Below are 13,292 nucleotides of genomic sequence, written 5' to 3' on the forward strand. Positions count from 1 at the left end.
CACCGGCTGCCGGGGTCAGTCGACGCCGAACTCCATCGCGGCACGGTCGAGTGCCTCGTCCTCGGCGGAGGTGACGCCCCGGGAGGCGATGGCCTCCGCGCCGCCCTGGGGCATGGCGCCGATCAGCCCGGTCGAGGCGGCCTGCGCGGCGCCGATCATCCGCTGCGGGTTCCCGCCGCCGACCAGGCCGAGGGAGGCGTACTGCTCCAGCTTCGCCCGCGAGTCGGCGATGTCCAGGTTGCGCATGGTGAGCTGGCCGATCCGGTCCGACGGGCCGAACGCCGAGTCCTCGGTACGCTCCATCGACAGCTTGTCCGGGTGGTAGCTGAACGACGGGCCGGTGGTGTCCAGGATCGAGTAGTCCTCGCCCCGGCGCAGCCGCAACGTCACCTCGCCGGTGACCGCCGTGCCGACCCACCGCTGCAACGACTCGCGCAGCATCAGCGCCTGCGGGTCCAGCCAGCGGCCCTCGTACATCAGGCGGCCGAGGCGGCGACCCTCGTTGTGGTAGTTCGCCAGGGTGTCCTCGTTGTGGATGGCGTTGACCAGCCGCTCGTACGCGGCGTGCAGCAGCGCCATCCCGGGCGCCTCGTAGATGCCGCGGCTCTTGGCCTCGATGATCCGGTTCTCGATCTGGTCCGACATGCCCAGGCCGTGCCGGCCGCCGATGGCGTTGGCCTCCAGCACCAGGTCGACGGCGCTGCCGAACTCCTTGCCGTTGATCGTGACCGGGCGGCCCTGGTCGAAGCCGATGGTGACGTCCTCGGTCGGGATCTCCACCGACGGGTCCCAGAACCGGACGCCCATGATCGGGTTGACCGTCTCGATGCCGGTGTCGAGGTGCTCCAGGGTCTTCGCCTCGTGCGTGGCGCCCCAGATGTTGGCGTCGGTCGAGTACGCCTTCTCGGTGCTGTCCCGGTACGGCAGGCCGCGCTCCAGCAGCCACTCCGACATCTCCTTACGCCCACCCAGCTCGGTGACGAAGGCGGTGTCGAGCCACGGCTTGTAGATGCGCAGCATCGGGTTGGCCAGCAGGCCGTACCTGTAGAACCGCTCGATGTCGTTGCCCTTGAAGGTCGAGCCGTCGCCCCAGATCTGGACGTCGTCGGCGACCATCGCCCGCACCAGCAGGGTGCCGGTCACGGCGCGCCCCAGCGGGGTGGTGTTGAAGTACGCCCGCCCGCCGGTGCGGATGTGGAAGGCGCCGCAGGTCAACGCGGCCAGGCCCTCCTCGACCAGGGCGGCACGGCAGTCGACCAGGCGGCCGAGCTCGGCGCCGTAGCTGAGCGCGCGACCGGGCACCGAGGCGATGTCGGGCTCGTCGTACTGGCCGATGTCGGCGGTGTAGGCGCAGGGAATCGCGCCCTTGTCGCGCATCCACGCGACCGCGACCGAGGTGTCGAGGCCGCCGGAGAAGGCGATGCCGACACGTTCGCCGGTGGGCAGGGAGGTGAGAACCTTGGACACGGGGAAAATTATGCAATAGAACGCATGGCCATGCAAGCCGAAGCGATCTACTCGCCACCGAACGGCGGATCGTCGCGGCTCAGCTCCCAGAACGCCACGGCAGCCGCGGCGGCGACGTTCAACGAGTCGACGCCACGCCGCATCGGAAGGACCACCCGCACGTCGCTGGCGGCCTGGGCCGCCGCGGTGAGGCCGGGCCCCTCGGCGCCGAGCAGCAACGCCGCCCGCTCGCGCTGCGCCGGGGTCAACCGCTGCATCGGTACGGCGTCCGGCGCGGGCGTCATGGCGAGCACCGTGAAGCCGGCCTCCCGTACCTGGTCCAGGCCCCCGGGCCAGCGGTCGAGCTTCGCGTACGGCATCGCGAAGACCTCACCCATGCTGACCCGGACACTGCGCCGGTACAGCGGGTCGGCGCAGGTCGGCGAGAGCAGCACCGCGTCGACGCCGAGCGCGGCGGCGCCCCGGAAGATCGCGCCCAGGTTGGTGTGGTTGTTCACGTCCTCCAGCAGCACGACCCGGCGTGCGGTGGCGAGCACCTCGGCCGCCGTCGGCAGCGGCCGGCGGTGGAACGACGCCAGCACTCCCCGGTGCACGTGGAAGCCGGTGGCCCGTTGCAGCACATCAGGTGTCGCGGCGTAGACCGGCGCGTCGCCGGTGTCCAGGTCGGCGAGCTGGTCGACCCGCTTGGCGTCGACAAGGTACGACCGGGCCGGGTAGCCCGCGCGCAGCGCCCGGCGCAGCACCAGCTCCCCCTCGGCGATGAACAGGCCGTGCGGTGGCTCCCAGCGGGTGCGCAGCTCGACGTCGGTGAGCGCCCGGTAGTCGGCGATCCGGTCGTCGTCAGGGTCGGTGATCTCGTGGACGGGCACCCGCCGATTCTGCCGGACGCGCGGCGTCGCGCTTCCACGCCCGCCGACTCGGGTGTTTTGTCCGGAGAAGAAGGGGAATGACCGGCGGAGCAGCGGACTCGACGGGAAGGACCAGCCAGGTGAGCGCAGACGACACCACGCCGGGCGAAGCGGGCACCCTGCCCCGGCGTCCGACCGTCGCTGACCACATCGTGTCGCGACTGTTCAGCTGGGGCGTACACCGCTACTTCGGCTATCCCGGCGACGGCATCAACGGGATGACCTCCGCGCTGCAACGCACCAACGGACGGGCCCAGTTCATCCAGGTCCGCCACGAGGAGACCGCCGGCTTCGCCGCCTCCGCGCACGTCAAGTACGGCGGCGGCCCGCTGGGCTGCGCGCTGGTCACCAGCGGGCCGGGCGCCATCCACCTGCTCAACGGCCTGTACGACGCGAAGCTCGACCACCAACCGGTCATCGCCCTGGTCGGGCACACCGCGACCACCGCCGAGGGCGGCGGCTACTACCAGGAGGTCGACCTGCTCGCCCTCTACAAGGACGTGGCCGCGGCGTTCCTGGCCCAGCTCGACAACCCGGCGCAGGTACGACACCTCGTCGACCGGGCATGCCGGACGGCGCTGGCCCGGCGTACCGTCACCGCACTCGTCCTGCCGCTGGACATCCAGGACGAGCCGGCCGTCCCGAACCCGCCGCACGCGCACGGCTACTACCAGACCAGCAACGCCCCGAGCAGCACGCCGACGGTGCCGCCGGAGGCGGACGTACGCCGGGCGGCCGAGGTGCTGCGTGGCGGGCAGCGGGTGGCCATGCTCGTCGGCCAGGGTGCCCTCGGCGCACGCGACGAGGTCCGCGAGATCGCCGCTCGGCTCGGGGCCGGCGTGGCCACCGCGCTGCTCGGCTTCACCGCCGTCGACCACCGCGAGCCGTGGGTGACCGGCGCGATCGGGCTGCTCGGCAGCCGGCCAAGCTGGCAGCTGATGGACGGCTGCGACCGGCTGCTGATCGTGGGCAGCAACATGCCGTACTCGGAGTTCTACCCGCCACCCGGGCAGGCCCGCGCGGTGCAGATCGACCTGGACGGCACCCAGCTCGGGCTGCGCTACCCCACCGAGGTGAACCTGACCGGCGACGCCCGCCCCACGCTGCGGGCGTTGCTGAACGAGCTGGGCCCCGGCCCCGGGCCCACCGCCTGGCGGGCGGAGATCACCGAGGCCACCTCGGCGTGGCGTCGGGTGCAACGGGACCTGGCCGAGCAGACCGCCGACCCGGTGAACCCGCAGTTGCTCTTCCACACCCTGAACGAGCGGCTGCCCGACGACGTGCTGCTCGCTGTCGACTGCGGCACCACCACCGCCTGGTACGCCCGACACATCCAGGTACGCCCCAGCATGCTGGCCAGCCTCTCCGGCACGCTGCTGTCCATGGGCGGCGCCATGCCGTACGCGCTGAGCGCCAAGTTCGCCCACCCGGACCGGCCGCTCGTCGCGCTGATCGGCGACGGCGCCATGCAGATGAACGGCGTCAACGAGCTGATCACCGTGGCGAAGTACTGGCGCAGCTGGGCCGACCCGCGCTTCGTGGTGCTGGTGCTCAACAACCGGGACCTGGCGTTCGTCAGCTGGGAACAGCGCTCCACCGAGGGGACGCCGATGTTCCCGGACAGCCAGCAGTTGCCGGACATCGCCTACCACCAGTGGGCGCAGGTGCTCGGGCTGCACGGCGAGTTGATCGACTCACCGGATCAGGTCCGGGACGTCTGGGACCGGGCGCTCACCGCCGACCGGCCAGTGGTGATCAACGCCCTGGTCGATCCGGCCGAGCTGATGCTGCCACCACACTTCACCGTCGAGCAGGCCCGCAAGACGGCGGCTGCGGTGCTGCGCGGCGACACCGACTGGGCCGGAATCATCCGTCGCGGCCTCCCCGCGACCCTGGCCAGCTACCGCCCCCGCCGCCGCGACCGCTGACCCGGTCAGCCTCGGCGGTCCAGCCAACGTTGGAGGGCTGAGCGGGGGTCCTCGGTCGGCGGGGCCTGCTGGCGGTCCGGGACCGCTGGGCGCTCCACCGGGCGGTGCGGATCGCCGGCCAGCTCGTGGCTCGGTGCGACGAACGCCTTCTCCGGCTGGCCCTTCACGGCGGTGGCGATGACCCGGGCGACCGCGTCGATCACCTTGGTCTGCACCGCCGACCCCACCGAGTCCGCCGGGTCGTCCGGGTTGGCGGCGATACCGGCCACCGCGACCTGCGGGGTGAAGCCCACGAACGTCTCGGTGGAGTTCTGCTCCGAGCTACCCGTCTTACCGGCGACCGGTCGGCCGTCGAGGATGTCGTTCACGCCGGTGGCGGTGCCACCGTTGCACTGCCCGAACGCCGACTGCTGGCCCACCGGGCAGCGCGCCGCGTCGGTCGCGGCACGGGCGACGTCGGCGTCGAGCACCCGCTTGCAGGAGGGCTGCCCGACCGGCACCTTCGTGCCGTCCGCAGCGGTCACCGAGACCACCGGCACCGGCGTGCAGTAGGTGCCCTCGGCGGCCACCGTGGCGTACGCGTTGGCCAGGTCCAGCGGGGTGGTGGCCGCCACGCCGAGGGTGAACGAACCCCAGTCCGCGGCGTCGTTCTTGGCGAAGGCGGCGTCCGAGTCGGCGCGGAACGTGATGCCGAGCCGCTGCGCCATCTCGACCACCTTGTCCTGGCCGACCTGCTCGGCCAGCCAGACGAAGTAGGTGTTCACCGAGCGGCCGAAGCCGTCCCACATCATCCGGTACCCGTCCATCCAGTCCGGGTTGGCGTTCGCCGGGCACCAGTGGCCGTCACAGCTGCCCGGCCCCTCGGCGGCGTACCGGGTGGGCAGCTTGGCGGGCGCGTCGAAACCGGTGGAGAGGGTACGGCCCGACTCCAGCGCGGCGAGCATGGTGAACAGCTTGAACGTCGAACCCGCCTGGTACCCGTCGACGCTGGACCCGCCGGAGATCAACGGGTTGACGGTGTTCGGGTAGTTCGCCTGCCCGGCCGGGTTGTCGGCGAGGCTGTAGTGCCTGTTGACCGCCATCGCCAACACCCGCCCGCTGCCCGGCTGGACCGCCGCGATCGGCAGCGCGCGCTTGTTGTCGTACCCGTAGACCTTGGTGGCCTGCTGCTGCGCGGTGGCCTGGATCTTCGGGTCCAGCGAGGTGACGACCGTGTAGCCGCCCGAGCGCAGCGCCTGCTCGCGCTCCGCGACCGTCGCCCCGAAGGCCGGCTGGGTCAGCCACCACTGCCGCAGGTAGTCACAGAAGTAGCCCCAGCCGTCGTGGCCCTGGGACACGCCGGTGCAGCCGTTGGGCTGCGCGGTGGGGTGCAGGACCAGCGGCTCCGCCTTGGCCTGGGCCGCCTGCCCGGCGGTGATCGCGTTGGTGGCGACCATCGAGTCCAGCACGTACGAGCGGCGGGCCACCGCCTCGTCCTTGTCCCCGCTGATCGGGCTGTACGCGTCCGGGGACTGCACCAGACCGGCCAGCAGGGCCGACTCACCGAGGGTCAACTGCGCAGGAGGCTTGCCGAAGTACCGCTGGCTGGCCGCCGCGATCCCGTACGCGCCGGAGCCGAAGTAGGCGATGTTCAGGTACCGGTCGAGGATCTCGTCCTTGCCGAGGCTCTTGTCCAGCGCGCTCGCGTACCGGATCTCCTGGATCTTGCGGCCCACGGTGGGGTCGGTCGCGGCGGCGCGCTCCTCGGCGGTGCGGGTGGGGTCGGTCTTGAGCACGTTACGGACGTACTGCATGGTCAGCGTCGAGCCGCCCTGCTCGGTGCCGCCGCCCTTGACGTTGGCCACCAGCGCCCGGGCCAGGCCGCGCAGGTCCGCGCCACCGTGGTCGTAGAAGCGCCGGTCCTCGGCCGCCACGATCGCCTGCCGCATGACCGGCGCGATCTCCGACAACGGGACGTCGGTACGGTTCACGTCGTAGAACGTGGTGATCAGCGTCTTGCCGTCGTTGGCGTAGAGGTACGAGCGCTGCGGCGTGGCCGGGGTCGTCAGCGAGGCCGGCAACGCGGCGTACGACCCGAGCGCGGAGCGGGCGGTGAGCCCGAGCAGCAGATTGCCCGGCAGCGCGGCGACTGCCAGGACAAGCCCGGCCAACACGCCGGCGAGCAGCACGGTGAACAGCCGCGACAGCGGCGAGCGGGGGGCGGCCATGTTCCCCAGGATTGCCACGAAAGCCGCCAACCGACCACCCCAGCCCCGCAATTGTCAGCAACTTCACGCCCCCCAACCAGCCAACTCCCACCCACCCCCATCCCGGTTGATCATGAAGTTATTGCCACGACACGCCGACGCGGATGGCAATAACTTCATGATCACCGGGGGCAGGGCGGGTGGGTTAGGGGGTTGGGGTGTTCAGGCTGGCGCTGGCGGCGTCTCTGGCGGCTTCGCGGGGCATCAGGCGGCCGGAGCGGTAGCCGATGCCGATGCCGGCGATCAGCACGAAGATCGCGCCGAACGTCTGCAACGAGCCGATCAGGGCACCACCGAGGCCGAGCAGCGGCGCAGCGATGATCAACATGACGCCGTCGCCGAGGCTGAAGGTGCCCGAGCGGGCCACCGCCCACCCGGTGAGGAACCAGCCCACGCTGTAGAACGTCGCGCCGAGCAGGACCAGCGACCGCGCGGTGGCGCCGAAGACCGGCGTCTGCTCTTCGAACCCGGCGAACGGCAGCATGAGCACGGTGCCGGCGATGCTGACCAGCAGCCCCGCGGCGGCCACCCGGCGGCTGCGGGTCGCGGCCAGCAGCCCGGTTAGGGCCAGCAGCGCGAGCAGGCCGAGCCAGACCGCGGCCACCCAACCGATGAGGTACACGGCTCGGCCGTCGGCCGGATAGGGGTCGTTGCCGACCCCGCCGTCGCTGGCCATCGCCACCGCGCCGTAGAGGATCGCGTACGCGGGCAGCAGCCAGACCGCCGCCCGCGCGAACCGGCGCACCGACCAGGCCCAACTGGCGTTCGTGGCAGGGGCGCCCGGGGTCGGCTCGCCGACGAAGGGCAGTACGCCGAACCCGCCACCGCTGCGCCGGGAGCCCAGCGGGGCGACCGGGTCGTGCGCGCCGGGCACCGGGGCCGAGGACCACATCCGATTCGCCGGATCCTTCATGCGTCACCTCGCTCGTCGTCGAGCGGTGCACCGACGCGCCGGGGCGCCCCGATTGCCTGGTCACCACCCGTCCTAGGACCGATCGTGGCAGGCGTCGGAGCGCCCCATGAGTCTTTCTCGTATTAAGGCGGTGATCAGCCGCGCTCGCGCTGGTCGGCCGGGTCCTCGACGAGGCTGGTCGGCGAGACCGGCTCCGGCGCGGGCAGCCCCTTCGACCCCTTGTTGCCGGTGGCCTGCGCCTCGGCGACGCGTACCTCGTCGTGGATCTGCTGAGCGGCGGCGGCCGCGGCCTGCGCCGCCTCCGCTGCCTCGCGCTCGACCTGGCTCGCCTGGTCCGCGGCCTCCGGTGCGGGCAGGTCCCCCACCATCTGGCTCAGCCCGCCGAGCGCGCCACCCATCCCCTCCAGGGCCTTGGTCAGCTCGGCCGGGATGATCCAGACCTTGTTGGCGCTGCCCTGGGCGATCTGCGGCAGGGCCTGCAGGTACTGGTACGCGAGCACCTTCTGACTCGGGTTGGCCTGGTGGATCGCGTCGAAGACCGTCCGGATCGCCTTCGCCTGACCCTCGGCCTGCAGGATGCGGGCCTGCCGGTCACCGTCGGCCCGCAGCACCGCCGACTGCTTGTCGCCCTCGGCGGTGAGGATCACCGACTGCTTGTGGCCCTCGGCGGTCAGGATCGCCGCGCGGCGGTCCCGCTCGGCGCGCATCTGCTTCTCCATCGAGTCGCGGATGCTGGCCGGCGGCTCGATCGCCTTGATCTCGACCCGGGTCACCTTGATGCCCCACCGGCCGGTGGTCTCGTCCAGCACTCCCGAGAGGTGCCGGTTGATCTCATCGCGGCTGGTCAGCGCGCGCTCCAGATCCAGGGAGCCGATCACGTTACGCAACGTGGTGACGGTCAACTGCTCGATGGCCTGGAGGAAGCTGGAGATCTCGTAGGTCGCCCGGACCGAGTCGACCACCTTGAAGTAGAGAACCGTGTCGATCGAGACCACCAGGTTGTCCGAGGTGATCACCGGCTGCGGCGGGAAGCTGACCACCTGCTCCCGCATGTCGACCTTGGTACGGACCGCGTCGATGAACGGCACCAGCAGGTTGAGGCCGGGGCTGAGGGTGCGCTTGTACTTGCCGAGCCGTTCCACCACGTCCTGGCGTTGCTGCGGCACGATCCGCACCGCCTTGGCCAGCGTTATCACGGCGATCAACGCCACCGCGATCACCACCACCCCGATTAAGGTCATCCCGTTCACCCTCTCGATTCCGGCAGCTCGCCGGCGGAAGAAACATCGTCCTGCCACACCAGGGCAGTCGCGCCCCGGACCTTTATCACCCGAACCCGTTGACCGGCTTCGTATGCCTGTGTCGTGTCGTACGACCGGGCGCTCCACAACTCACCGTCGATCTTGACGAGGCCGTGCTCGGCGTCCACCCGTTCCAGCACCAGCGCCGTGGAGCCCTCGATCGCCTCCACGCCGAACGGCTGCTCGCCGCTCTCCAGCGCGGAGCGGCTGTGCCGCTTGATGACCGGTCGGACCACCACCAGGCTCAACGCCGACACCACCGCGAAGACCAGCGCCTGCACGGCGACCGGCGCGCCCAGGGCGGCCGCACCGGCGGCGGCGAAGGCTCCGGCCCCGAACATGATCAGAAATAGCGTCGTCGTGAAGATCTCGGCGACGGCCAGCAGCACACCCAAAACGATCCACACCACGGCGTCCACACCACGATCGTGACACGCAAATGCACGCGCGGCTTCTTCGCGAAGATCAGTACGCTCGGCGAGACCCTTTCCGGCTCAACAAAACACCACGAATCGGCGGCCCGACCCGAGGAGATCCCAGTGACCCTGCTACCCGAGACCGCCCGCCAGATCGACACCCGGGTCGCCCAGGCACAGGCCGACGGTCACGCCCCGTCGCTGGTGCTGGGCGTGGTCCGCGACGGCACGCTGGCGCATGTGGCAGTCGCCGGCGAGCACCCCCGCCCGGACGTCGACCTGCAGTACCGGTTGGGCTCGATCAGCAAGACGATGACCGCCACCCTGATCATGCAGTTGCGCGACGCCGGCCGACTGGCCCTCGACGACCGGCTGGAGCAGCACCTGCCGGGCACCGGTGTGGGCGCGCTCACCCTGCGCCAACTGCTCAGCCACGCCAGCGGCATCCAACGCGAACCCGAGGGCGACTGGTGGGAGCGGGCCGCGGGCGTCGACCTGAACGCCCTGCTCGCCGACGTCAGCGCCGACAAGATCGCTTACTCGCCGCACCGCACGTACCACTACTCCAACCTGGCGTACGGGCTGCTCGGCGGGCTGCTCGAACGGCTCACCGGGACACCCTGGGCCGACCTGCTCGACGAACGGATCCTCACCCCGCTGGGCCTGCGCCGGACCACCTACGCGGCCACCGAGCCGTACGCCCGCGGCTACGTCGTCCACCCCTGGCACGACACGCTGCGCGAGGAACCCCGTACCGACACCGGCGCCATGGCCCCCGCCGGGCAACTCTGGTCGACGATCGAGGACCTGGGCCGCTGGGCCGCGTTCCTGGCCGAACCCGACCCGTCGGTGCTGGCCGCCGAAACCCTGACCGAGATGTGCTCCCCCGTGGTCATCAGCGACCTGGAGGCCTGGACCCACGGCCACGGTCTCGGGCTGGAACTCTTCCGGGAAGGCAACCGGGTGTACGTCGGGCACGGCGGCTCGATGCCCGGATACGGTGCCTCGCTGGCCGTACACCGGCCCAGCCGGACCGCCGTGATCGGCCTGGTCAACGCGTACACCCTGCGGGGTGTGCACCTCGGCGTCCTCGGACGGCAACTGCTCACCCTGGTGCTGGACGCCGAACCCGCGCCGGTCACCCCCTGGCGGCCGGCAGCCGCCCCGCCGCCCGCCGACCTCGCCGAGCTGACCGGCCGCTGGTGGTGGATGGGCACCACGATCGAGGTGTACGCCGACGCCGACGGCAACCTGCGCGCCGGCCGGATGGGCAGACCGAACCTGCGGTTCGTCCCCGACGGCCCGGATCGCTGGCGGGGTCGGGCCGGTGAGCAGGACGGCGAGATCCTCACGGTCCGCCGCGACGAGCACGGCGCAGCGGTGGCGCTGGACATCGCCACCTTCGTCTACACCCGCACCCCCGACCAGGAGCCCTGAGCCTCCCGTCCGTCGCCCCGGCGGTGCAGCCCGCCGGGGCGAGCGGGTCAGGCTGGCTCGGTGACGAAGTCGATGAGGCGTTCCATGGCGTTGATCAAGGGTGTCTCCACGTCGGCGAAGCTGTTCACCCGGGACAGGATGTGCCGCCACATGTCGGCCGGCTCGGCCACCCCGAGGGCCGCGCAGACCCCCTCCTTCCACGGCCGTCCCGGCGGCACCACCGGCCAGGCCGCGATGCCCAACGCCGCAGGCTTGACCGCCTGCCACACGTCCACGTAGGGGTGCCCGGTCACCAGCACGTGCGGCGAGTTCACGCGGGCGACGATCCGGCTCTCCTTGCTGCCCGGCACCAGGTGGTCGACGAGCACGCCAAGTCGTCGGGTCGGGCCGGGGCCGAAGTCGCGTACCTCGGCGTCGAGAGCGTCGATGCCGTCCAACGGCTCGACCACCACGCCCTCGATCCGTAGGTCGTCGCCCCAGATCCGCTCGACAAGCGCGGCGTCGTGGATGCCCTCCACCCAGATTCGGCTGGCCTTCGCCACCTGGGCCCGGACGTTGTCCACCGCGACCGAACCGGACGCGGTCCGGCGACGGGCCGCCGGCACCGCCGCGCGGGTCGGGCGGCGCAGCGTCACCGGGCGGCCGTCGAGCAGGAACGCCGCCGGCAGCAGCGGGAAGTTGCGCCGCTTGCCGTGCCGGTCCTCCAACACCACCGCGCCGGCCTCGACACCCACCACCGCTCCGCAGAACCCGGAGTCGGCATCCTCGACCACGAGATCTGGTTCGGCGTCCACCTCGGGGGTGACCTTGCGCCGCCGCCAGTCGCCCGCCAACACGTCCTCGCCGTATCGCCCCGCCATGTCGATCACGCTAACCCCAGCCCGCGCCCACCCCGGCCCCCGACACACCGCCCCGCGTCCTCCCCCACCCACCGCACACCGGCGTCACCCACCCGCCACGAGCGTGGATTGGGGCGAACAGGGCAGTTGGGGGCAGGCCGGGCGACCGGAGCGGCAGTCGAGACAGGGCCGGTCGTGACCACGTACCCTTTCGGCATGTCCACCCCCGCAACGGGCGCGGCCACACTCGCGCCGCGCCGGTCCAGCCGGTTCGTTGCCTGGGTGCGCGCGTGGCGCGCCGGGTTGGTGCCGTACGACGAGGTCGCCGACGCCATCGCCGGCGGCGAGGAGCACCTCGTGGCGGACGCCCCCGGCACCTGGACCGACGTCCCGCTCGGTGCCGCGCTGCCCACTCTGGCCAAGCTCTCCCCGGACGACATCCGCCTGGTGCTGCCGGCGCCGGGCGACCCGCGAGGGCTGCCCGGCCCTGGCGACTTCGCCGGTGCGGCGCTGGTCACCGGCGAGGCGGTGGTCGCCGGCGGGCTCGGGTTGATTCCCCAGGTGCGGTTGCACACCTCCGGCTCGGGGGACTGTTTCGAGACGGTGCTGTGGCGGGTCTACCCGCTGCCGGCCAACGCGCCCGCCGCCTCACTCGCACTGCCCGGTGCCGCCGAGGCCGAGGCCGAGCTGGCCGCCGCGCTGGCCGAGACGACAGCCGTGCTGACCCGCCTCGACGTGGCCCAGTGGCGGCCCGAGCTGGCGGGCGCGCTGGCCGCGCTGCGCCGCCCGGACGGCACCACCGACCTGCCACCGGGCTTCGACCCACGCGCCCGCCGGCTCTTCGCCCGAGCAGCGGTGCTCGACCGGGTGCTGGCGTTGGCCGGGCACGCCGCCCCGGGCGGCGCGATCAACAACTACGAGGCGCAGCAGCGGGACGCGGCACTGCGGCCGCTCACCGCGGCGTGCCGTCAGGCGCTGGTGGCCGCCTGCAACGCCCCACTGCGCCCCTGACGGCAGGCGACCATGATCGGCAATGCGGCCCGCCAGGGCCGGCCGGTCAGATCTCGTCGAGCAGGTCCGCGACCGAGTTGATGATCCGGGACGGGCGGTACGGGTAACGCTCCGCCTCGGTGCGGCTGCTGATCCCGGTGAGCACCAGGATGGTCTCCAGCCCCGCCTCCAGGCCGCACAGGATGTCGGTGTCCATCCGGTCACCGATCATCGCGGTGCTCTCCGAGTGCGCGTTGATGGTGTTGAGCGCCGAACGCATCATCATCGGGTTGGGCTTGCCGACGAAGTACGGCTCGACCCCGGTCGCCTTGGAGATCATGGCGGCGACCGAGCCGGCGGCGGGTAGCGCGCCCTCCACGGACGGGCCGGTCACATCGGGGTTGGTACAGATGAACCGGGCCCCGTCGTTGATCAGACGGACGGCCTTGGTGATCGCCTCGAAGCTGTAGGTGCGGGTCTCGCCGAGCACCACGTAGTCGGGGGCGAAGTCGGTCAGCACGTAGCCGACGGCGTGCAGCGCCGTGGTCAGCCCGGCCTCACCGATGACGTACGCGGTGCCGCCCGGCCGCTGGTCGGCGAGGAACTGGCCGGTGGCCAGGGCGGAGGACCAGATCGACTCCTCCGGCACGTCCAGGCCCATCCGGCTGAGCCGGGCCGTCAGGTCCCGTGGGGTGTAGATCGAGTTGTTGGTCAACACCAGGAACGGCTTGCCGGAGGCGCGCATCCGGTTGATGAACTCCGGCGCGCCGGGCACCGGCTGGCCCTCGTGCACCAGCACGCCGTCCATGTCGGTCAGCCAACTCTGCACGGGCTTGCGGTCATGCAT

11 protein-coding genes are annotated in these 13,292 nt (G+C 71.7%); 3 read left to right on the top strand and 8 right to left on the bottom strand.

The features are described 5' to 3' along the window. Window positions 1–15: 15 nt before the first annotated feature. Both argG and ACQP0U_RS22475 read right to left on the bottom strand, forming a co-directional pair. Window positions 16–1,467 carry an argininosuccinate synthase gene (argG, locus tag ACQP0U_RS22470; protein ID WP_433310362.1) on the bottom strand — a complete coding sequence of 484 codons (1,452 nt, stop codon included), beginning with the start codon at window positions 1,465–1,467 and terminating at the stop codon, window positions 16–18. 47 nt (window positions 1,468–1,514) lie between these two features. Next, window positions 1,515–2,429, bottom strand: coding sequence for a TrmH family RNA methyltransferase (locus tag ACQP0U_RS22475; RefSeq protein ID WP_433321039.1), 915 nt, complete (start codon window positions 2,427–2,429; stop codon window positions 1,515–1,517). Window positions 2,430–2,455: 26 nt separating this feature from the next. Between ACQP0U_RS22475 and ACQP0U_RS22480 the strand changes: the two genes are divergently transcribed. Beyond that, window positions 2,456–4,303, top strand: a complete 1,848-nt coding sequence (locus ACQP0U_RS22480; RefSeq protein WP_433310365.1) for a thiamine pyrophosphate-requiring protein — start codon at window positions 2,456–2,458, stop codon at window positions 4,301–4,303. Window positions 4,304–4,308: 5 nt separating this feature from the next. On the opposite strand, the gene ACQP0U_RS22485 is transcribed toward ACQP0U_RS22480, so the two are convergent. The 4 genes from ACQP0U_RS22485 to ACQP0U_RS22500 all read right to left on the bottom strand — a co-directional run bounded on the left by ACQP0U_RS22485 (window position 4,309) and on the right by ACQP0U_RS22500 (window position 9,182). Then, on the bottom strand, window positions 4,309–6,510 hold the full coding sequence (locus tag ACQP0U_RS22485; protein WP_433310368.1) for a transglycosylase domain-containing protein: 2,202 nt from the start codon (window positions 6,508–6,510) through the stop codon (window positions 4,309–4,311). Between the two features lie 184 nt (window positions 6,511–6,694). Then, complete coding sequence (locus tag ACQP0U_RS22490) at window positions 6,695–7,462, bottom strand: hypothetical protein (RefSeq protein WP_433310370.1); 768 nt, start codon at window positions 7,460–7,462, stop codon at window positions 6,695–6,697. 134 nt (window positions 7,463–7,596) lie between these two features. After that, the gene (locus ACQP0U_RS22495) at window positions 7,597–8,703 is read right to left on the bottom strand and encodes an SPFH domain-containing protein (RefSeq protein WP_433310373.1); all 1,107 of its coding nucleotides are present in this window, start codon (window positions 8,701–8,703) and stop codon (window positions 7,597–7,599) included. A 5-nt stretch (window positions 8,704–8,708) separates the two neighbouring features. Then, window positions 8,709–9,182 (bottom strand): NfeD family protein, encoded by a 474-nt coding sequence (locus tag ACQP0U_RS22500; RefSeq protein ID WP_433310375.1) that lies wholly within the window; start codon window positions 9,180–9,182, stop codon window positions 8,709–8,711. 120 nt (window positions 9,183–9,302) lie between these two features. Between ACQP0U_RS22500 and ACQP0U_RS22505 the strand changes: the two genes are divergently transcribed. Further along, on the top strand, window positions 9,303–10,616 hold the full coding sequence (locus ACQP0U_RS22505; RefSeq protein ID WP_433310378.1) for a serine hydrolase domain-containing protein: 1,314 nt from the start codon (window positions 9,303–9,305) through the stop codon (window positions 10,614–10,616). A 47-nt stretch (window positions 10,617–10,663) separates the two neighbouring features. Here ACQP0U_RS22505 and ACQP0U_RS22510 read toward each other — a convergent pair whose 3' ends face one another. Beyond that, window positions 10,664–11,476, bottom strand: coding sequence for a DUF3097 domain-containing protein (locus ACQP0U_RS22510; protein WP_433310381.1), 813 nt, complete (start codon window positions 11,474–11,476; stop codon window positions 10,664–10,666). A 195-nt stretch (window positions 11,477–11,671) separates the two neighbouring features. On the opposite strand from ACQP0U_RS22510, the gene ACQP0U_RS22515 reads away from it, so the two are divergent. Next, complete coding sequence (locus tag ACQP0U_RS22515) at window positions 11,672–12,466, top strand: hypothetical protein (RefSeq protein ID WP_433310384.1); 795 nt, start codon at window positions 11,672–11,674, stop codon at window positions 12,464–12,466. Between the two features lie 46 nt (window positions 12,467–12,512). Here the strand turns inward: ACQP0U_RS22515 and ACQP0U_RS22520 are convergent, their stop codons facing one another. After that, window positions 12,513–13,292 carry an HAD-IIA family hydrolase gene (locus tag ACQP0U_RS22520; RefSeq protein WP_091403868.1) on the bottom strand — a complete coding sequence of 260 codons (780 nt, stop codon included), beginning with the start codon at window positions 13,290–13,292 and terminating at the stop codon, window positions 12,513–12,515.

It is taken from the genome of Micromonospora sp. CA-269861 (assembly GCF_050948505.1).
GTDB lineage: Bacteria > Actinomycetota > Actinomycetes > Mycobacteriales > Micromonosporaceae > Micromonospora.

Coding starts and splice junctions, on each gene's coding strand:
- ACQP0U_RS22485 (WP_433310368.1), bottom strand. CDS start 6,510: ATGGCCGCCCCCCGCTCGCCGCTGTCGCGGCTGTTCACCGTGCTGCTC.
- ACQP0U_RS22490 (WP_433310370.1), bottom strand. CDS start 7,462: ATGAAGGATCCGGCGAATCGGATGTGGTCCTCGGCCCCGGTGCCCGGC.
- ACQP0U_RS22495 (WP_433310373.1), bottom strand. CDS start 8,703: ATGACCTTAATCGGGGTGGTGGTGATCGCGGTGGCGTTGATCGCCGTG.
- ACQP0U_RS22510 (WP_433310381.1), bottom strand. CDS start 11,476: ATGGCGGGGCGATACGGCGAGGACGTGTTGGCGGGCGACTGGCGGCGG.
- ACQP0U_RS22515 (WP_433310384.1), top strand. CDS start 11,672: ATGTCCACCCCCGCAACGGGCGCGGCCACACTCGCGCCGCGCCGGTCC.
- ACQP0U_RS22520 (WP_091403868.1), bottom strand. CDS start 13,292: ATGCATGACCGCAAGCCCGTGCAGAGTTGGCTGACCGACATGGACGGC.